Consider the following 18,346-nt stretch of genomic DNA (forward strand, 5'->3'; position numbering starts at 1 on the left):
CTTTCTTATCAAAACTTCCGCGCCGCCACGATCAGCGCGTCGATGGTCGCCTCGCCCAGGCTGCGCATGGCTTCCAGCCGGTGCAGGCCGGCGACCAGCACATAGCGTTTTTCCTTGTCGTCGCGGCGCACCTGGATCGGGATTTTCAGGCCGCCGTCGCCGACGATCTCATCGGCCAGGGCGGCGACCTTCGCCGCATCCAGCAGGCCCTTGAATTTCGCCGGCACGTAGATCTCGGCCAGCTTAACCGGAATGGGCTTCATCATGCTCGGCCATCCATCTTTTCTGGGTCTCCATCCTGGTAGCGGATTTCAATCACCTCGATCTGCTCCGGCCCGTGCGGCGTGCGCAGCTCGACGAGATCGCCTTCCCGCGCCTTCATCAGCGCGCGGGCGATCGGCGCGATCCAGCTCACCTCGCCCTGCTCCAGCCGCGCCTCGTCGATGCCGACGATGCGGATGGTGCGCTCCTGGCCGTTATGCTCATAGGTCACCGTGGCGCCGAAGAACACCTGCTCACGGTTTTTCTGCAGCTTCGGATCGACCGGTTCGGCGATTTCCAGCCGCTTGAGCAGGAAGCGGATGCGACGGTCGATCTCGCGCAGGCGCTTCTTGCCGTAGAGATAGTCGCCGTTTTCCGAACGGTCGCCGTTGCCGGCCGCCCAGGAGACGATCTCGACCACTTTCGGCCGCTCGACGGTCTTGAGCTGGCGCAACTCGTCCTGCAGGCGGCGCAGGCCGGCCGGCGTGATGTAGTTCTTCGCCCCGGCCGGAATCGGCGGGGCGGCGTCTTCCAGGTCGTCCTCGACCTCGGGTGCATCCGACTCTTTGGTGAAGGCCTTGCTCATATGCCCATCCTACCTGTCGCAGCAAAAGCCGTCACCCTCGGGCTTGACCCGAGGGTCTTTCTCCGGTCTGCATGAGGTCCTCGGCCAAGATGGTTTTCCTGGGTCCGAGGACGACGGGATTTGTATGACGACGATTTATGTGGATGCCGATGCCTGTCCGGTCAAGGACGAGGTCTATCGCGTGGCCGAGCGCCATGGCGTGGATGTCGTGGTGGTGGCGAACAGCTGGCTGAACGTGCCGCGCGGCCTGGAATGGCTGCGGCTGCAGGTGGTGGCGGAGGGGCTGGACAAGGCCGACGACTGGATCGCCGAGACCGCCGGGCCGGGCGATGTGGTGATCACCGCCGATGTGCCGCTGGCGGCGCGCTGCGTGAAGACCGGCGCGCTGGTGCTCAGCCCGACGGGGCGCGAATTCTCGGCCGCCTCGATCGGCGCCGATCTCGCCACCCGCAACCTGATGACCGACCTGCGGGCCGCCAATCCCACGGAGAGAGTCGGCGGCGGGCCGAGGCCGTTTGCGCAGAAGGACCGTTCGGCCTTCCTGCAGGCGCTGCATGGCGCCCTGGAGAAACTGAAGCGCGCCTAGCCGACGCGCCAGTCAGCCGACTCTTTCGAGCGACTTGATCGGGCCGCGCGGGCGGCCGGACTTGTCGGCGATCTCGCGGTCCTGCGCCTCGATATAGGCGCGGGCGACATCGGAGACATCGTCGAACTGGCCGAACTGGTCGACCGGCACGCGGCGGTTCGAGGTCTGCGCCCCGTCCTGGTAGGTGACGTTGAACAGCGCGAAGGTGGCGGCGGGATTGAATTTTTTCTTGGCCATGGGGGACTCCGGAAAACGCAGGTCGGCTCAGCTTTCGGTCGGCTCGTCGGTGGCCGGGTCGTCACCCTCCTGCGGCGGCAGGCCGGCGGCCTTGCGGCGGTCGGATTCCTCCTGGCGGCGCTGCAGCTTTTCCTGCTTCTTCTGTTCCTTGGCGCGGTTGCGCTCGGCGCGCTGCTGGTTGTAGTTCGGCTTGAACGCCATCGCGCCCTCCCGTTTCTGATCATGCTAGAAAAGCGAAGGGGCGCCCGTTGCCGGACGCCCCCCGAAGCCTTGGGCTGACTGACGGCTCAGAGAGCCTTCAGATTCACCGCCGAGGTCTTGCCGCGCTTCGGATCGCGCTGCTCCTCGAAAGCGACCTTCTGGCCCTCGTTCAGGGTGCTCAGGCCAGCGCGCTCGACGGCGGAGATGTGGACGAACACGTCCGCGCCGCCAGCTTCCGGCTGGATGAAACCGTAACCCTTGGTGCCGTTAAACCATTTCACAGTGCCAGTGGCCATGTGTGTATTCCTCGTTCAGATGGTAGCAGCGACGCACTCATGTGCGGCGCATCAGACTATGTCCAGGGGCTTGTGGTCTGGACACCCATCCGATCGAACGGGGTAACAGGCCGGCAGTCCGTAGTAGAATGACGCCCCTAACATAGGAGGTTTTGCCATTCCTGCAAGGCCGGGAGGGCACAAAGTCCCCCACGCCCTGGCCTAAGTCGACCATCCGCAACGCAGAATCGGGGCCGAAGTTCCCGCCAAGCGCCCTCATGGTACAGGAAAAGTGGTTGATTCCGGCCCCGGCGGGGTCTAAGCCGGCCGCCGATGACCGCCGGTAATCCGCAGAATTCCCCACAGGAGGCCGCCCTGCAGCAGCAGCTGCATGCGATCTTCTTCGAGCTGTGGCGGTTCGGCAGCAATGCGCTGGTCGGCTGGCGGCCGAGCCCGCGCGGCATCGAAATCATCACCCTGCCGAAGGTGCGGCTGTTCACCGATCACGGCCGGCATCTTCCCGTATTCAGCGAGGGCAGCCTGATGGCCGGCGCCGCGCTGGACGAGACCGCCCAGCTGCTGGATGTGCAGCCGGTCGAGCTGCGGCTGGACAGCCGGATCGGCGACGGCCCCGGCGAAATCCCGCCTTCCCTGGTCGAGCGGGTGTTCCGGCTGTTCACCGTGTCCAAGACCCTGCACCGCGCCGTGCTGCTGCTCGATATCGTCGGCTTTTCCAAGGCCGCGCCGGAGGAACAGGCGGCCCAGCTCACCACGCTGGAATTCTCGCTCAACCTGGCCGAGGAGATGGCGCGCGCCCATGGCCTGGCCGTCGCCTTCGGCCGCACCACCACCGGCGACGGCTTCTATGTCTGGAACGAGCGCGCCGGCCTGCGCGCCGATATCGACTTCTTCTGCGCGGTGGCGATTTTCCAGATCCTGTTCGCGGCTTTGCGCCGCACCGCCACGCATGCAGCCGCCGTACCGGTGCTGCGGCTTGTCTTGAGCATCGGCAGCCATTTCCTCTACCACCAGCCGCGCAAGGATGGCGGCAATGGCGGCGCCTTCATCGTCGGCGACGTCACCATCCAGGTGGCGCGGCTGATCGCCAATGCGGCGCCGGACCAGATGCTGGTCGGCGATTTCGAACGGCCGCTCGGCCTGGGGCAGAAAAGCTGCAACAGCGAGACCTTTCTCACCGCGGTGAGCGAGCGGCTGGCCGGCCTGAAGGATCTGCGCGTGCTGGGCTATCGCATCGACCGCATCCGCTTTTACCTCACCGGCCCGCGCGACAGCGACGGCCGCCACGCCCCGGTGCTGATCCGCATCACCGACAAGCACGGCTTCGAGCATCGCTGCTACAACGCCAAGCTCAACGCCTTCGCCGAACAGGGCGAGCCGTATTACTGCGGGCTGCAGCATGGCGAGGTGGAAAAAATCTAGCGCTGGCAGGCGCCGAGGTCGAAGCCATCCAGCCTGGCCGCATCGAGCTGCGCGCCGGTAAAATCGGTGGCGAGATGGCGTCCGCTGAAACGGCCGTCGCCGAGATAGATCGGCAGCCGGCCGGGCATCGCCTTCCGCAGATCGGCCCAGCGCAGATTGGCCTCGGTGAAACGCACGCCGGCGAGCTTCGCACCGGCGAAACTGGCGCCCGCCAGGTTGGCGCGCAGGAAACTGGCGAGCAGCAGGCTGCAATCCTCGAAACGGCAGCCGCGCAGATCGCAATCGGCGAAATCGGCGCCATCCAGGTCGAGGCCGGAGAAATCGTGATACGGCAGACGCTGGCCCGCCAGGCTGAGCGGACGGCCGGCGATGCCGTCCGACTGCATCCAGGCGCGGTGCTGCGCGATGGCGGCGGTCAGGTCGGGGGTGAAATCCTCCGCGCGCACCAGCCGCTCGGCGGCCGTGTCGAAGCCCTCGCTGCCGATGCCGCGGATCACCGCGCCGGTGAAATTCGCGCCATAGGCGGCGACCTTCTCCACCGTGGCATTGACGATCTGCGCGCCGCTCAGGTTGGCGCCGGTCAGCCGCGTGCCGATCAGGCGGGAATCGCTCAGGTTGGCGCCGCTCAGATTGGCGAAGGACAGATCGGCATCGCGCAGGCTGCTGCCGAAGAAATTGGCGCCCGAGAGATCGGCGCCGACCAGCGAGGCACCGCTGAGATCGACGCCGGAGAATTGCGCCCGCGAGGCGGTGGCGTAATCCAGCAGGCAGTTGCTGAGGTCGGAGACGTCGCTGCCGGTGCGGCCCTGGCCATCCATGCGATGGCTGCCCGGCCGCATCATCACGCCGCCGCGGAAATCGGCCTCCACCAGCGTGGCATTGTTCAGATTGGCGCCGCGCAGGGTGGTGCCGCGCAGGATGGCGCGGGTCAGGTTGGCATTCTGCAGGTCGGCGCGGGCCAGATCGGCACCGAACAGATCGGCCTCTGCCAGGTCGGCGCGCGACATCCGGGCGGCGCGCAGGTTGCTGCCGGCGAGTTTGGCGCGCTGCATGGCCCGGCCGGCGAAATCGGCATTCTCAAGATCGCGATGCGACAGATCGAGAATTTCGGCCGCCAGGCTGCCCGCCACGGCAAGCGGATCCCGCACGAGCGGATCATGCGGAGCGAGCGGGCTGCGATTTTGGGTGGCGGTCGTCATGGCACTGCGATTTTTGCGGGCGCCTGTTTACCACATTCCGTTCGTGCGCAAAGGATTCTGTTTTATAGCGGTTCAAAAATGAAACGGCCCGGAGGGGTGCTCCGGGCCGTCTGGGATTGTCTGAATACAATTTTCTCAGGGCGCTACAGCCTTTTGAGGTCAGAGCCCCTTGACGATGTCCTCGACCATCTTCTTGGCGTCGGCGAGTAACATCATCGTGTTGTCCTTGTAGAACAGCTCGTTGTCGATGCCGGCATAACCCGAGGCCATCGAGCGTTTCACGAACAGCACGGTCTTGGCCTTGTCGACATCGAGAATCGGCATGCCGAAGATCGGGCTTTTCGGGTCGTCGCGCGCCGCCGGATTGGTCACGTCGTTGGCGCCGATGACGAAGGCGACGTCGGCGGTCTGGAATTCGGAGTTGATCTCCTCCAGCTCGAACACCTCGTCATAGGAGACATTGGCTTCGGCCAGCAGCACGTTCATATGGCCCGGCATGCGGCCCGCCACCGGATGGATGGCGTATTTCACTTCCACGCCCTCTTCCTTCAGCTTGTCGCCCATTTCGCGCAGCGCATGCTGGGCCTGCGACACCGCCATGCCATAGCCCGGCACGATGATGACCTTGCCGGCATTCTTCATGATGAAGGCGGCGTCGTCGGCCGAACCCTTCTTGTAGGGACGGTCGACCTTCTGGCCGCCGGCGGCTGCCGAGGTATCGCCGCCGAAGCCGCCGAGGATGACGTTGAACAGCGAGCGGTTCATGCCCTTGCACATGATGTAGGACAGGATCGCGCCCGAGGAGCCGACCAGCGCGCCGGTGACGATCAGCGCCGGATTCTGCAGGGTGAAACCGATGCCGGCCGCGGCCCAGCCGGAATAGCTGTTCAGCATCGAGACGACCACGGGCATGTCGGCGCCGCCGATCGGAATGATGATGGTGAAGCCGACGATCAGCGCCAACACCGTTACCGCCCAGAAAAGCTCGCGGCTGGGATCCATGCAGAAGGCGACGACCAGACCCAGGATCACCAGGCCGATCAGGGCGTTGAGGTAGTGCTGACCCTTGAAGATCACCGGACTGCCCGAGACCAGGCCCTGCAGCTTGGCAAAGGCGACCAGCGAACCGGAGAAGGTGATGATGCCGATCACCACGCCGAGCGACATTTCGATACGCGCGGCCACCGTGAGCTGGCCGGCCGCATTGAGGATGCCGTAGGGTGCCGGATTGTAGAAAGCGGCCGCGGCCACCAGCACGGCGGCAAGGCCGACGAGACTGTGCATGGCGGCAACCAGCTGCGGCATCGCCGTCATCTGGATGCGGCGCGCCAGCACGGTGCCGACGCCGCCGCCGATCACCAGCGCGACCAGCACCCAGACGATGGTGCCCGAGAGGTCGCCGAGATTGGCAATCGTGGTCAGCACGGCGATCGCCATGCCGGTCATGCCGTAGGTGTTGCCCTTGCGGCTGGTTTCAGGGCTCGACAGGCCGCGCAGCGCGAGGATGAAGAGAACGGAGCTGATGAGATAGAGCAGCGCGGTCAGTTGGATCGGCATGGCGCGGCCCTCACTTCTTTTCTTTTTTCTTGTACATCGCCAGCATGCGCTGCGTGACGAGGAAACCGCCGAAGATATTGACCGCAGCCAGCGCAATCGCCAGCAGGCCGAAGACCTTCGAGGCATCGAAGGTGGCCGAGGCGCCGGCGGCAATCAGCGCGCCGACGACGATTACGGACGAGATCGCATTGGTGACGCTCATCAGCGGCGTATGCAGCGCCGGCGTCACGCTCCAGACCACATAATAGCCGACGAAGCAGGCCAGCACGAAGACCGTGAGCAGCGAGAAGAAGGAATAAATCTCACCCATGATCAGTTCCCCTCTTTCAGCTGCGGATGAACCACCTGGCCGTCGCGCACCACGCAGGTGCCCGTCACCGTCTCGTCCTCGAAATTGAACTTGAAGGCCTGGCCGTCCTTGTCCCAATGCGGGCTGAGGAAATTCCACAGGTTCTTGGCATAGAGGTTGGAGGCATCGACCGGCACGCGACTGGGATAGTTGCTGTAGCCGACGACCTTGACGCCGTTCACATCCACCACCTGGTCGGTCTTCGACAGCGGGCAGTTGCCGCCGGACTCGACGGCGAGATCGATGATGACCGAACCCGGACGCATGGAGCGCACCATCTCCTCGGTAACCAGCACCGGCGCGGGACGGCCGGGGATCAGCGCGGTGGTGATGATGATATCCTGCTTCTTCACCGTCTCGGCGATCAGGGCCGCCTGCTTGGCCTTGTACTCGGCCGACATTTCCTTGGCGTAGCCGCCGGCGGTCTGCGAGCTGCGGGCCTCTTCGTCATCGACCCAGACGAACTTGCCGCCGAGGCTTTCGACCTGTTCCTTGGTGGCCGGGCGCACGTCGGTGGCCGAAACCACGGCGCCGAGACGTTTTGCTGTTGCGATGGCCTGCAGGCCGGCCACGCCGACGCCCATGATGAAGACGCGCGCCGGCGCGATGGTGCCGGCCGAGGTCATCATCATCGGGAAGGCACGGCCGAAATGCGCGGCCGCATCCAGCACCGATTTGTAGCCGGCGAGATTGGACTGCGAGGAGAGAATATCCATCGACTGGGCGCGGGTGATGCGCGGCATCAGCTCCATGGCATAAGCCGAGATGCCGGCGGCGGCATAGGCCCTGACCTGGTCGCGCTGCTGCAGCGGCTGCAATGCCGCGACCAGAACGGCGCCTTTTTTCAGCAGCGCCAGTTCGTCGTTGCCCTCGGCCGCCGTCATCGGGCGCTGCACCTTCAGCACCAGATCGGCATCGCCGAGGGTGGCTTTCGCATCGGCGCCGATCTGCGCGCCCATCGCGGTATACTGGTCGTCGGGGATATCGGCCGCCATGCCGGCGCCGGTCTCGACAACGACCGTGCAGCCCAGACCGACGAATTTCTTCACCGTTTCCGGCGAGGCCGCGACGCGCTTTTCGCCGGCGCGGCGTTCCTTCGGTATTCCGATTTTCATGACAACATTCCCCCCGCCGTACTTACAAAGATGGCGCAAAAACGGCGGCACCGCAGGGGTGCCGCCGGGCGGCTCGATCAGACCACGAAGATCGCCAGCAGGACCAGCACGGCGATCACTACGGCGCTGCCCCAGGTCGTCATCTTCATGAAGCCTTCCCAGGCACCCTTGTGCTGGCTGATGTCCATGGTGCCCATCTTGTGCTCTTCGGCCATAGTATCCTCTGATCGGTCGGTTCAGGGACAAGCGCCACAAGGCGCTTGCCCAGATTCTCTTTGCGGAAGCGGATATTACGCCGGGCGCGGAAGCCCGCACAACCCCTCACCCCCGCGCCGGCCATGGCCTTCCCCCACATCCATCCCCGCATCCGCAAGGTCCGTGCGCGGCCGGTTTTACAGACAAACCGGGGCAAAGCCGGGCTCAGGCCAAAGCCGGACTCAGGCGATGAGGCCGACCAGTTGGCCGATCCGGTTGCCGGCCGCGGCGATACGGGCCCGGGCCGGCGCCGCTGCGTCACCTCCCGCCGCCCCCGCCGGGGCTGCCTCGCCGCCAGAGGCCTGCTGCGTCCGTTCGGCCTGCGCCGCCTTGTCGACAGCGCGCTCGGCCTCCTGCTGCTCGGTCTCGGCACGCTTATCCTCGCGGATCTGCGCCAGCGCCTGCAGCCGCAATTGCGCGGCGGCGGCGGCCACGGCGCGGTCCTGGCCCGAGGGATCGGCCGGTGCCAGTGCCGCCGCAGCCACCTGGGCGGCCTTCTGCAGCGTCGCCTCGGGATCGTTCTCGGGACTGAGATCGATGGCGACCTCGCCCGCCGTCGCATACATCTGGCCGTCCGGTCCGCGGGTATAGCTGTAGCTCGGCGCCCCGGCATGGGCACCGCCGGCCGCCGCATGGGCGCGTTCATGCGCGCGCACCTTGGCATCGATCTGTTTCAGCTTGGCGACCTGTGCCTGCTCTTCCTCGCTGAGTTCGCCGGCCGCCTGTGCCTCGCCGCCGGATTGCTGGCCCTGTTCCTGCGCCGTGAGCAGCGTGGCACCGGCCAGGCGGCCGCCACCGGTTGCAACGCCGCCGCCGGCACCAGTGCCTGCCGTGCCGCCGCTCTGGCGGCGCGGACCGAAACCGGATTGCTGCGGGGCCTGTTGCTGCGACGCCTGTTGCTGCGCTTGGGCCGCTTCGTCACCAAAGACCGTGAGGCCGGGAAACTGCGCCTGCAGTCTGGCGCGGTTCAGTGCGCCATGTTCGCCGCAATCGAGCGACGTGCAGACAGCACTGCCATCGCTGGCCAGGCTTTGCGGCGTGGCCTGCTGCGTGGCCGCCGGAGCGGTGCCGTAGCCCTGGAGCGAGCCCGGCGAGAAGAGCGACAGGCTGCCGATCATGCGCCCTGCCGTGAGAGGAAGTTACAGTGTGCCATTGTCCGCACAAAAGACCGCTGCGGCAACCGGAAATCAACGCCAGTGGCGCGGTCCAGTGCCTGCGGCGCGGTTCAGTGCCTGCGGCGCTGGCCGACCCGGGTCAGCCTGGTGCCGCCGCCGCCGCGCTGAAGGGGCACATCACTGCCATCCGGCTGCACACCATGCGCGCCATAGACCTCGTCGTCGCTGGCGCGATGCCGTTCGAGATCAGATTCAAAGGCCGGCGGTTCATGATCCCGCGCGTCCGGCCCGGCGGGTTGCGATGACTGCGTCGGCTTGCGGTTCGGCGGCAACATGATGCGGCTCTCCCTGGCATGGCCTGCCCGATGAGATTCAATCATACACCAGCGGCAAAGTTCCGCCTCGTCATCGGTGCGCCGTCGCAACCGCAAAAACGGCAAAAAGGCAAACCAGACGGATGCCTGCCCTGATTTATTGCCGCCGCGGCATGAATTACGGTTCTCAACCGCACCGAAAAGCCCGAGAATGCCGCCGGAGGGTTGAGATACGTCGGGGGCAACGGACAGGCCGGGAACGGGCGGATGGAAACCGAGCTGCGCACGATCGACGACAGGATCAACCAACGGATCTTCGACACATCGCTTGACCTCATCCTGGTGGTCGACCGTATCGGCACCCTGATCCGCGTCAGCCCCAGCTCGCTCGCCATCCTCGGCCGTCCCTGCACCGAGATGATGGGCCGCAGCGCCATCGATTTCCTGTATCCCGACGACCTGGAGAATACCCGCAACGAGATGCGGCTGGCGCGCAAGGGCCGGCTGATGCGCAACTTCAAATGCCGTTATGTGCATCACGACGGACGGGTCGTTCCGCTGGTCTGGACCGGCGTGTGGTCGGAGCCGGAGCAGCAGCATTTCTTCATCGGCCGCGACATGACCGAGCACAATGCGCAGGAAGACCGCCTGCACCGGTCGCAACGGCTCGAAGCCGTCGGCCAGCTGACCGGCGGCATTGCGCATGACTTCAACAACCTGCTGTCGGTGGTGATCGGCAACCTGGATTTGCTGAGCACCCATCCGGGCCTCGACATGAAGGCGCAGGGCTACATCGGCAGCGCGCTGCAGGCTTCGCTGCGCGGCGCCGAACTGACCAGCCAGTTGCTGGCCTTCGCGCGACGCCAGTCGCTGGTTGCCCAGAACTTCGATCTCAATGCACGAATCAGCGGCACCATCGACCTGCTGCGCCGCACGCTCGGCGAGAATATCGAGATCGTCACCCTGTTCAGCGACACTCTGCATCCGGCCGTCGCCGATCCGTCGCAGTTCGAGGCCGCCCTGGTCAATCTGACGCTCAATGCGCGCGACGCGATGCTGAGCGGCGGCCGCCTGACCATCGAAACGGACAACGTGTCGCTCGACGAGGATTACTGCCGCGTCAACGCCGAGGTGGCGCCGGGCGATTATGTGATGACATCGGTATCCGATACCGGCACCGGCATGACACAGGACATCCTGACCCGGGTCTTCGAACCCTTCTTCACCACCAAGCCGGTCGGCAAGGGCACCGGCATGGGTTTGAGCATGGTCTACGGTTTTGCCCGCCAGTCGCGCGGCCATATCAAGATCTACAGCGAGCTGGACCATGGCACCACGGTGCGCCTGTATCTGCCACGGGCGCCGGAAACGGCGGTTGCGGCGGCGCCCGCCACCGTCATGCAGACGGCGCCAAGCGGCGGCGAATGCATCCTGGTGGTGGAAGACAATGCCGACGTGCGCAAGGTCGTGGTGGCGCAGCTGAAACAGCTCGGCTACCAGACCATCGAAGCCGAGAACGGCCAGGCGGCGCTCAATATCCTGAAGCACACCGACACGATCGACCTGCTGTTCAGCGACATGGTGATGCCCGGCGGCATCAGCGGCGCCAAGCTGGCCATGCTGGCCAAGGGACTGCGGCCCGGCATCAAGCTGCTGCTGACTTCGGGCTTCGCCAAAGGCGTGGTGCAGAATGGCGAGGATTTCCCGCCGGCCGTGGATTTTCTCAACAAGCCTTACCGGCGCGCCGATCTGGCGGCCAAGCTGCGCGGCCTGCTCGATGCCGCCCCGGCCGATAACGTCAGACCGGAGGGTTCAGCCCGGCGGTCCTGAGTGCGGCCTGCTGGCGCTTCTCCAGCGCCTTCACGTCGAAATCGGCGATCAGGTCGTGGAACAGCCGGTGCCAGTTGATCTCGGCCTTCAGATGCAGGAACACGCCGCCGAGCCCGATGGCGGCGCGGTCCATGAAGACAAATTCGCGCGGCGGCGTGACGCCGCCCAGCTCCTTCAGCCTGTGATGCACCTTCTCGGCGACCTCGCGGCCGTAGACGCCGGAAGACTCCATTTCCTGGATCCTGCGCGGGCGATCCTCCAGCAGCGGCGCATAGACGAACTCGGCCCAGAGGTTGAGCGTGTCGATCACCTCGTTGCTGAGGCCCGAGAAGCCCCAGGTTTCGTAGGCATGCACGGCGAGCGCGCGATCGTTGGTGGAGATGGCACGGTAGAGATCGATCACGCCGCCGACGAATTTCGACGGGAAGATGCGCACACAGCCGAAATCGAGCAGGTTGATGCCGAGATCGTCGCGCACCGTGTAATTGCCCAGATGCGGATCGCCGTGGATCACACCGCAGCGGTAGAACGGCACATACCAGGCGCGGAACAGGTTGAGCGCGATACTGTTGCGCGTCTCCTGCGGCGCATCCCTGAATTCCAGCAGGCGGCGGCCTTCGAGCCAGCTCATGGCCAGCAGACGCTTGGTCGTCAGCTCCGGTACCACCACGGGCACATGCACGCCGGACTCGCCCTTCAGCATGGCGCCATAGAGCCGCATATGGCGGCTTTCGAGTTCGTAATCCAGTTCCTCGCGCAGGCGGGCGGCGATCTCGTCATGGATATGCGTGGTATCGATGGCGGCATCGTAGCGGCGGTAGATGCCGAAGATCAGCTTGAGCTGGCGCAGATCGGCTTCCACCGCCGAGGCCATATCCGGGTATTGCAGCTTCACCGCCAGATCGCGTCCGTCCCAGGAACCTCCCTTGGCGGTGGCGCGATGCACCTGGCCCAGGCTGGCGGCAGCCGCCGCCGTGAGGTCGAAGCTTTTGAACTTGTCCTGCCATTGCGGACCCAGCTCGGCGATCATGCGGCGCTTCACGAAAGCCTGGCCCATGGCCGGTGCATTGGCCTGCAGCTGCGCCAGCTCCTGCACATATTCTTTCGGCAGCGCATCGGGGATGGTGGACATGATCTGCGCCACCTTCATCAGCGGACCTTTCAGCCCGCCCAATGCGGCACGCAGATCGGCGGCGTGCCGGGCACGATCCATCCTGACGCCGAGCATGCGTTCGGCGCCGAGCCGCACCGCCAGACCGCCGACCGAGGCGCCGACTTTGGCATAGCGGCGGGCGCGGCCCAGCGTGCTGTCGCGCTCTGTCATGACAGGATGGCTGCCATCAGGAGAGCTTTTCCAGCTCGTCGATGAAGCCCTCGATCACGCCGAGCCCCTTCGACCAGAAAGCCGGATCGGAGGCATCGAGTCCGAAGGGTTCGAGCAGCTCCTTGTGCCGCAGCGTGCCGCCGGCCCGCAGCATGGCGAAATACTTCTCCTGAAAACCGGCTTCAGCATCCTGGTAACGCGCATAGAGCGCATTCACCAGGCAGTCGCCGAAGGCATAGGCGTAGACGTAAAACGGCGAATGCACGAAATGCGGGATGTAACACCAGAAGGCGCTGTAATCCTGGTCGAAGCGGATCGCCGGGCCGAGACTTTCCTTCTGCACGCCCATCCAGATTTCGCCGATGCGATCCGGCGTCAGCTCGCCATCGCGGCGGGCGGCATGCAGCTGGCGCTCGAATTTGAAGAAGGCGGTCTGCCGCACCACGGTGTTGATCATGTCCTCGACCTTGGAGGCCAGCATGATCTTGCGGCGCTCGGGGCCGGCAGCGTCGAGCAGCGCGCGGAAGGTGAGCTGTTCGCCGAAGACAGATGCGGTTTCCGCCAGCGTCAGCGGCGTATCGGCCATCAGCGGGCCCTGTTCGGCGGCCAGCAGCTGGTGCACGCCATGGCCCAGCTCATGCGCCAGCGTCATCACGTCGCGCGTGCGGCCCTGGTAGTTCAGCAGCAGGTAGGGATGCGCGCTCGGCACCGTGGGATGCGCAAAGGCGCCCGAGGCCTTGCCCGGCCGCGCCGGCGCGTCGATCCAGGCATTGTCGAAGAACTTCCTGCCGAGATCGGCGAGCTGCGGCGAGAAGCGGCCGTAGGCCTTCAGCACGATATCACGCGCCTCGTCCCAGCCGATCATGCGGTCGCTGTCTTCCGGCAGCGGCGCATTGCGATCCCACCAGGGCAGCGTGCGGGCGCCCATCCACTTCGCCTTCAGCTTGTAATAGCGATGCGAGAGTTTCGGATAGGCAGCAGTCACCGCATCGGTCAGCGCATTGACCACTTCGGGTTCGACGCAATTGGACAGGTGGCGATAGGCTTCCGGCGTCGGATACTTGCGCCAGCGGTCCTCGACTTCCTTGTCCTTGATCAGTGTGTTGGTGATCAGGGCGAACAGACGCACATTCTGCCTGAACACCTTGGCCAGCGTCTTCGCCGCCTTCTTGCGCGTCAGCGCATCCTTGTCGGATAGCTTGTGCAGCACCTGCTCGGCGGTGAGCTGCTCCCTGCCCCAGGCAAAACGCAGGCCCGCCATGGTTTCGTCGAACAGGCGGTTCCACGCGGCGCGGCCGGCGACGGCTTTTTCATGCAGCAGGCGTTCGAGTTCGTCATCCAGCTGATGCTCGCGGAACAGCCGCAGATCGCGCAGCCAGGGGCCGTAATGCGCCAGCTTCGACGATTCCAGATATTTCTTTTCCAGCGCCGCTTCCTCGATGCGGTTGAGTTCCAGCGTCAGGAACAGCAGCCTGGTGGTGATGTCGTTCAGCTTCTCCTGCATATCCTGGTAGAAGCCGGCGACCTTGGGATCGGCCATATCGCCGGCATAGGCCAGCGAGGCATAGGAATACATGCGGCCGATCAGGTCCTGCAGGGATTCGTATTCGGCGATCACGCCGGCAAGATCGTCACCCGAAGCGGCGGCGATCCTGCCCTTCCAGTCCTGCTCGAGTTTCACGCAGCGCCCGGCCACCGCGGCGAGGTCGCGCTTCAGCTCGGCGGAATCGAGGCCGGGGTAGAGATCGTTCAGATCCCAGACCGGCAATGTGCCGAGATCGTTGGCCGGCGTGGCGGATGCAGTGGAAACGGCGGGAGAAGCCTGATTGGCCATGGGGCAGGAACCTCTTTTTATAACCGCTCCAGTATATGGGCATGACCGACCGCTTTGACCAGCCCGCCGGCCCGGATCAAAACCCTGTAATCGGGCGAAACTGTGATCAGGGTGGTTTCAGGCGAGCAGGAAATGCGCATGGGCGGCGGCGACCGGCCGGGCCGGATCGTCCTGCCAGGCTTCGGCGCGCACATTGGCGACGCGGCGGCCATGCTTGGTGATGACCGCACGGGCGAAGGTTTCGACCGGCCGGGCCGAGCGCAGGTAATCCACCTGCAGGTCGATGATTTTCGGAATCCGGTCGGTCTCGGCCGACCAGATCAACTGCACGATGGCGACCGACTCCAGCAATGCCCCGACCACGCCGCCATGCAAGGCCGGCAGACGGGCGTTGCCGATCAGTTTTGGATCGGCAGGCAGCGCGCAGATCAGCTCGCCGTCGTTTTCACCCGCCTTCACGGTCAGGCCAAGGAAACGGAAATACGGCACGGCGGCGAGGAAGGGTGCAAAGTCGCGGCCGGCGCGCGCCTCGGCGATCAGGGTTTCGAAATCGACGCTCATGCCGGCACACCCGGCACTTTGGTACCTTTGGGCAACGGCGGCTTGTCGGAGGAGCCGATCATGAAAGTGGCGACGCAGTTGGCCACCAGATCATCCGGCGTTTCCGGATGATAGGCGCGGGCGCGCACGAAGGCGATCGAGCGCGTCAGCTTGTAGCATTCCGCGGTCGCGTACAGTTCTTTCTCGGCCAGGGCTGGCTTGAGATAGTCGATGCGCAGATCGAGCGTGGCGACTGCCTGCAGCTTCTGCATCGCGGCGAATACCGCCATTCCGGCGACGCTGTCGACCAGCGAGGTGACCGCACCGCCATGCAGGATGCCGCTGGCCGGATCGCCGACCAGGTCGGGATTGTAGGGCAGCGACAGGGTGACATGGCTGCGACTGACCTCGATCACCTTCACGCCGAGCGCTTTGCAATGCGGGATGCCCTGCAGGATGATGCTTTCGACCACCTTCGGATCGATACTGTCGGGATTGAGCTGCGGCACCTCGCTCATACGTTCAGCCGACCATGTTGTGGTAGCGGCGATACCAGTCGACGAAGCGCGGAATGCCGACATCGATCGGCGTGGTGGGCGCAAAACCGGTATCGCGCTGGATCGCCGAGATATCGGCATAGGTGGCCGGCACGTCGCCCTCCTGGATCGGCAGGAACTGCTTCTCGGCCTTGCGGCCGGTGGCCTGTTCGATCAGCTCGATCATGCGCAGCAACGGCTCGGATTTGCTGTTACCGATATTGTAGACGCGATAGGGCCGGCCCTGTTCGTTGGGCGGCGGCGGGTGGTCCAGCGTCCTGATCACGCCATTCACGATATCGTCGATATAGGTGAAATCGCGCTGCATGTCGCCGTTGTTGAAGACCTGGATCGGGCGGCCCTCGAAGATCGCCTTGGTGAAAATGTACATCGCCATGTCGGGCCGGCCCCAGGGGCCATACACCGTGAAGAAGCGCAGGCCGGTCTGCGGAAAACCGAACAGATGGGCGTAGGCATGGCTGATCAGTTCGTCGGCCTTCTTGGTGGCGGCATAGAGCGAGATCGGCGAATCGACGCGGTCTTCCACGGCAAAAGGCAGCTTTGTATTGCCGCCATAAACCGAGGACGACGAGGCATAGACGAAATGCTCGCAGTTTTTCAGACTGCGGCAGAATTCCAGCATCACGGTATGGCCGAGCACATTGGCCCGGATATACGCGTAGGGATTGACCAGCGAATAGCGCACCCCGGCCTGGGCGGCGAGATGGATCACTTTCGTGATATCGGCGCCCGCCTTCGTCGCAGTCTGGGCTGCCTCCCGCACTGCATCAGGCTCGGCGATATCGACCTGGAAAAATTTGAAACCTTTTTTGCCCTGCAACTGATCGAGTCGTGCGTGTTTGAGGCGCGGATCGTAATAATCGTTCAGATTATCCAGACCGACCACGTCTTCGCGGCGCTGCAGCAGAACCTGTGCGACGTGAAAGCCGATGAAACCGGCGGCGCCGGTGAGCAGAATGGCCATAAATAATCCGGGATGAGCTGCGGTGCGATTGACTACCTCGGGCTATCTACCAGAATCACTTGAAAGAGCAACCGGGCTCGGCACGTCACCTGCCTCCGGCGGTTTTCCCTCGACCGAGCGGACGGACCGCCCTATAATTAGGTAAGCAATGCTGACCTAATTGGCAGCAGCCGAACCGGATCGGCGACTACGGTAGCGGGAGGAGCACCGGATGCTGGCGAATGTCACGCTGGACGACAAGTACACCCTCGAGCGCGGCCGGGTTTTCCTGACCGGCACCCAGGCTCTGGTGCGTCTGCCGATGCTGCAGCGAAAACGCGATCTGGCAGCGGGTCTCAATACCGCCTGCTTCATCTCCGGATATCGCGGTTCGCCGCTCGGGCTGTTCGACCAGCAGCTCTGGAAAGCGCGCAAGTTCCTTAAAGAGAATCACATCCAGTTCCAGCCCGGCGTGAACGAGGACCTGGCCGCCACCGCGATCTGGGGCAGCCAGCAGCTCAACCTGTTCCCGAAGGCGAAATACGACGGCGTCTTCTCGATCTGGTACGGCAAGGGGCCGGGCGTGGACCGTTCGATGGACGTGTTCAAGCATGCCAACTCGGCGGGCACCTCCAAACATGGCGGCGTTCTGGCACTGTGCGGCGACGATCATGGCGCCGCCTCTTCCACCGTGGCGCACCAGTCCGAACACATGATGATGGCCGCAATGATGCCGATGCTGCATCCGGCCAACGTTCAGGAATTCATCGATTACGGCCTGCTCGGCTGGGCGATGTCGCGCTATGCCGGCCTGTGGGTCGGCTTCAAATGCCAGACCGAGACGGTCGAAAGCTCGGCCAGCGTGTCGATCGACCCCGACCGGCTGCAGATCGCCTATCCCACCGATTTCGAGATGCCGCCGGGCGGCCTCAACATCCGCTGGCCGGATGCGATCCTGGAGCAGGAAGATCGCCTGCAGCGTCACAAGGCCTATGCGGCGCTCGCCTTTGCCCGCGCCAACAAGATCGACCGCATCGTGATCGACAGCCCGCGGCCGCGGCTGGGCATCATCACCACCGGCAAGTCGTATCTCGACGTGCGCCAGGCGATGGAAGACCTCGGCATTACCGAGGAGATGGCCGCCGACATGGGCATCCGGCTTTACAAGGTCGGCATGGTCTGGCCACTGGAGCGCGAGGGTGCCCGCCATTTCGCCGAAGGCCTGGAAGAAGTGATCGTCGTCGAGGAAAAGCGCGCGGTCATCGAGAACCAGCTCAAGGAACAGCTGTATAACTGGCGTGAGGATGTGCGGCCGCGCGTGATCGGCAAGTTCGATGCCGAGGGCAAATGGCTGTTGCCGTCATCGGGCGAAATCTCGCCGGCGATCGTCGCCAAGGCGCTTTATACCTGGCTCAAGCGTTATGGCACGAATGCCCGCATCGAGGAGCGTATCGCCTTCATCGGGCAGAAAGAGCGCGAATCTGCCGCCAGCAGTATCGGCAAGACGCAGCGTACGCCGTATTTCTGCTCGGGCTGCCCGCACAACACCTCCACCCGCGTGCCGGAAGGCAGCCGCGCGGTGGCCGGCATCGGCTGCCATTTCATGTCGTTGTGGATGGACCGCTCAACCGCCACCTTCACGCAGATGGGCGGCGAAGGCACGCCATGGATCGGCCAGGCGCCGTTCACCGAGGAGAACCACATTTTCGCCAATCTGGGCGACGGCACCTATTTCCATTCCGGCCTGCTGGCGATCCGCGCCTACAACGCCCCCAACGTGGAAAACACCAACAAAATACAGTTAAAAGAAGCGGTCGCCAAGACCCGC

General features: G+C 64.6%; 19 protein-coding genes and 2 pseudogenes. 4 read left to right on the forward strand and 17 right to left on the reverse strand.

Translation table 11 applies throughout. The annotated features are described in order from the left end of the window. Positions 1-8: 8 nt before the first annotated feature. Positions 9-266, reverse strand: a complete 258-nt coding sequence (locus OJJ21_RS02505; RefSeq protein WP_297682805.1) for a ParB N-terminal domain-containing protein — start codon at positions 264-266, stop codon at positions 9-11. After that, positions 263-847 (reverse strand): transcription elongation factor GreB, encoded by a 585-nt coding sequence (greB, locus tag OJJ21_RS02510; protein WP_297682806.1) that lies wholly within the window; start codon positions 845-847, stop codon positions 263-265. Before greB ends, OJJ21_RS02505 begins: the two co-directional genes overlap by 4 nt. Before the next feature lie 124 nt (positions 848-971). Here greB and OJJ21_RS02515 point away from each other — a divergent pair, with 124 nt between their 5' ends. Further along, positions 972-1,433, forward strand: coding sequence for a YaiI/YqxD family protein (locus OJJ21_RS02515; protein WP_297682807.1), 462 nt, complete (start codon positions 972-974; stop codon positions 1,431-1,433). A gap of 12 nt (positions 1,434-1,445) precedes the next feature. On the opposite strand, the gene OJJ21_RS02520 is transcribed toward OJJ21_RS02515, so the two are convergent. From OJJ21_RS02520 to OJJ21_RS02530, 3 genes are all read right to left on the reverse strand, one after another. Further along, positions 1,446-1,670: a hypothetical protein gene (locus OJJ21_RS02520; protein ID WP_297682808.1), complete on the reverse strand. Its 225-nt coding sequence runs from the start codon at positions 1,668-1,670 to the stop codon at positions 1,446-1,448. A 27-nt stretch (positions 1,671-1,697) separates the two neighbouring features. Continuing rightward, positions 1,698-1,871, reverse strand: coding sequence for a hypothetical protein (locus tag OJJ21_RS02525; protein WP_297682809.1), 174 nt, complete (start codon positions 1,869-1,871; stop codon positions 1,698-1,700). Positions 1,872-1,957: 86 nt separating this feature from the next. Next, positions 1,958-2,167 carry a cold-shock protein gene (locus OJJ21_RS02530; RefSeq protein ID WP_297682810.1) on the reverse strand — a complete coding sequence of 70 codons (210 nt, stop codon included), beginning with the start codon at positions 2,165-2,167 and terminating at the stop codon, positions 1,958-1,960. A 312-nt stretch (positions 2,168-2,479) separates the two neighbouring features. On the opposite strand from OJJ21_RS02530, the gene OJJ21_RS02535 reads away from it, so the two are divergent. Then, positions 2,480-3,586, forward strand: a complete 1,107-nt coding sequence (locus OJJ21_RS02535; protein ID WP_297682811.1) for a hypothetical protein — start codon at positions 2,480-2,482, stop codon at positions 3,584-3,586. Here the strand turns inward: OJJ21_RS02535 and OJJ21_RS02540 are convergent. The 7 genes and pseudogenes from OJJ21_RS02540 to OJJ21_RS02570 form a co-directional block, all read right to left on the reverse strand. Then, positions 3,583-4,785 (reverse strand): pentapeptide repeat-containing protein, encoded by a 1,203-nt coding sequence (locus OJJ21_RS02540; protein WP_297682812.1) that lies wholly within the window; start codon positions 4,783-4,785, stop codon positions 3,583-3,585. The genes OJJ21_RS02535 and OJJ21_RS02540 overlap by 4 nt on opposite strands. Positions 4,786-4,944: 159 nt before the next feature. Then, entirely contained in the window at positions 4,945-6,342 is a 1,398-nt protein-coding gene (locus OJJ21_RS02545) for an NAD(P)(+) transhydrogenase (Re/Si-specific) subunit beta (protein ID WP_297682813.1), read from the reverse strand. Between the two features lie 10 nt (positions 6,343-6,352). Further along, positions 6,353-6,634: pseudogene (locus OJJ21_RS02550) on the reverse strand (proton-translocating transhydrogenase family protein); the annotation flags it as partial. Positions 6,635-6,654: 20 nt separating this feature from the next. Next, positions 6,655-7,806, reverse strand: coding sequence for a Re/Si-specific NAD(P)(+) transhydrogenase subunit alpha (locus OJJ21_RS02555; RefSeq protein ID WP_297682814.1), 1,152 nt, complete (start codon positions 7,804-7,806; stop codon positions 6,655-6,657). A gap of 77 nt (positions 7,807-7,883) precedes the next feature. After that, positions 7,884-8,021 (reverse strand): aa3-type cytochrome c oxidase subunit IV, encoded by a 138-nt coding sequence (locus OJJ21_RS02560; protein WP_297682815.1) that lies wholly within the window; start codon positions 8,019-8,021, stop codon positions 7,884-7,886. Positions 8,022-8,243: 222 nt separating this feature from the next. Continuing rightward, complete coding sequence (locus OJJ21_RS02565; RefSeq protein WP_297682816.1) at positions 8,244-9,179, reverse strand: putative metalloprotease CJM1_0395 family protein; 936 nt, start codon at positions 9,177-9,179, stop codon at positions 8,244-8,246. Positions 9,180-9,286: 107 nt separating this feature from the next. Continuing rightward, positions 9,287-9,799 (reverse strand): hypothetical protein, encoded by a 513-nt coding sequence (locus OJJ21_RS02570; protein WP_297682817.1) that lies wholly within the window; start codon positions 9,797-9,799, stop codon positions 9,287-9,289. Here OJJ21_RS02570 and OJJ21_RS02575 point away from each other — a divergent pair. Continuing rightward, positions 9,758-11,320, forward strand: coding sequence for an ATP-binding protein (locus tag OJJ21_RS02575; RefSeq protein ID WP_297682818.1), 1,563 nt, complete (start codon positions 9,758-9,760; stop codon positions 11,318-11,320). The two genes, OJJ21_RS02570 and OJJ21_RS02575, sit on opposite strands and share 42 nt — an antisense overlap. Here the strand turns inward: OJJ21_RS02575 and OJJ21_RS02580 are convergent. The 5 genes from OJJ21_RS02580 to OJJ21_RS02600 form a co-directional block, all read right to left on the reverse strand. Next, on the reverse strand, positions 11,289-12,644 hold the full coding sequence (locus OJJ21_RS02580; protein ID WP_297682819.1) for an AarF/ABC1/UbiB kinase family protein: 1,356 nt from the start codon (positions 12,642-12,644) through the stop codon (positions 11,289-11,291). The genes OJJ21_RS02575 and OJJ21_RS02580 overlap by 32 nt on opposite strands. Before the next feature lie 16 nt (positions 12,645-12,660). Then, the gene (locus OJJ21_RS02585; RefSeq protein ID WP_297682820.1) at positions 12,661-14,478 is read right to left on the reverse strand and encodes a M3 family oligoendopeptidase; all 1,818 of its coding nucleotides are present in this window, start codon (positions 14,476-14,478) and stop codon (positions 12,661-12,663) included. 117 nt (positions 14,479-14,595) lie between these two features. Then, positions 14,596-15,039 carry a PaaI family thioesterase gene (locus OJJ21_RS02590; protein ID WP_297682821.1) on the reverse strand — a complete coding sequence of 148 codons (444 nt, stop codon included), beginning with the start codon at positions 15,037-15,039 and terminating at the stop codon, positions 14,596-14,598. Then, positions 15,036-15,536 (reverse strand): PaaI family thioesterase, encoded by a 501-nt coding sequence (locus OJJ21_RS02595; protein WP_297682822.1) that lies wholly within the window; start codon positions 15,534-15,536, stop codon positions 15,036-15,038. The genes OJJ21_RS02590 and OJJ21_RS02595 overlap by 4 nt, the downstream gene beginning before the upstream one ends. A gap of 4 nt (positions 15,537-15,540) precedes the next feature. Further along, a complete protein-coding gene (locus OJJ21_RS02600; protein ID WP_297682823.1) occupies positions 15,541-16,539 on the reverse strand; it encodes an NAD-dependent epimerase/dehydratase family protein in 999 nt (332 codons plus the stop codon). Positions 16,540-16,750: 211 nt separating this feature from the next. On the opposite strand from OJJ21_RS02600, the pseudogene OJJ21_RS02605 reads away from it, so the two are divergent. Continuing rightward, positions 16,751-18,346: pseudogene (locus tag OJJ21_RS02605) on the forward strand (indolepyruvate ferredoxin oxidoreductase family protein); the annotation flags it as partial.

This window comes from Ferrovibrio sp. (assembly GCF_025869515.1).
Taxonomy (GTDB): domain Bacteria; phylum Pseudomonadota; class Alphaproteobacteria; order Ferrovibrionales; family Ferrovibrionaceae; genus Ferrovibrio.

Coding starts and splice junctions, on each gene's coding strand:
- OJJ21_RS02520 (WP_297682808.1), bottom strand. CDS start 1,670: ATGGCCAAGAAAAAATTCAATCCCGCCGCCACCTTCGCGCTGTTCAAC.
- OJJ21_RS02530 (WP_297682810.1), bottom strand. CDS start 2,167: ATGGCCACTGGCACTGTGAAATGGTTTAACGGCACCAAGGGTTACGGT.
- OJJ21_RS02515 (WP_297682807.1), top strand. CDS start 972: ATGACGACGATTTATGTGGATGCCGATGCCTGTCCGGTCAAGGACGAG.
- OJJ21_RS02580 (WP_297682819.1), bottom strand. CDS start 12,644: ATGACAGAGCGCGACAGCACGCTGGGCCGCGCCCGCCGCTATGCCAAA.
- OJJ21_RS02575 (WP_297682818.1), top strand. CDS start 9,758: ATGGAAACCGAGCTGCGCACGATCGACGACAGGATCAACCAACGGATC.
- OJJ21_RS02525 (WP_297682809.1), bottom strand. CDS start 1,871: ATGGCGTTCAAGCCGAACTACAACCAGCAGCGCGCCGAGCGCAACCGC.
- OJJ21_RS02555 (WP_297682814.1), bottom strand. CDS start 7,806: ATGAAAATCGGAATACCGAAGGAACGCCGCGCCGGCGAAAAGCGCGTC.
- OJJ21_RS02565 (WP_297682816.1), bottom strand. CDS start 9,179: ATGATCGGCAGCCTGTCGCTCTTCTCGCCGGGCTCGCTCCAGGGCTAC.
- OJJ21_RS02505 (WP_297682805.1), bottom strand. CDS start 266: ATGATGAAGCCCATTCCGGTTAAGCTGGCCGAGATCTACGTGCCGGCG.
- OJJ21_RS02585 (WP_297682820.1), bottom strand. CDS start 14,478: ATGGCCAATCAGGCTTCTCCCGCCGTTTCCACTGCATCCGCCACGCCG.
- OJJ21_RS02600 (WP_297682823.1), bottom strand. CDS start 16,539: ATGGCCATTCTGCTCACCGGCGCCGCCGGTTTCATCGGCTTTCACGTC.
- OJJ21_RS02560 (WP_297682815.1), bottom strand. CDS start 8,021: ATGGCCGAAGAGCACAAGATGGGCACCATGGACATCAGCCAGCACAAG.
- OJJ21_RS02535 (WP_297682811.1), top strand. CDS start 2,480: ATGACCGCCGGTAATCCGCAGAATTCCCCACAGGAGGCCGCCCTGCAG.
- OJJ21_RS02540 (WP_297682812.1), bottom strand. CDS start 4,785: ATGACGACCGCCACCCAAAATCGCAGCCCGCTCGCTCCGCATGATCCG.
- OJJ21_RS02545 (WP_297682813.1), bottom strand. CDS start 6,342: ATGCCGATCCAACTGACCGCGCTGCTCTATCTCATCAGCTCCGTTCTC.
- greB (WP_297682806.1), bottom strand. CDS start 847: ATGAGCAAGGCCTTCACCAAAGAGTCGGATGCACCCGAGGTCGAGGAC.
- OJJ21_RS02590 (WP_297682821.1), bottom strand. CDS start 15,039: ATGAGCGTCGATTTCGAAACCCTGATCGCCGAGGCGCGCGCCGGCCGC.
- OJJ21_RS02595 (WP_297682822.1), bottom strand. CDS start 15,536: ATGAGCGAGGTGCCGCAGCTCAATCCCGACAGTATCGATCCGAAGGTG.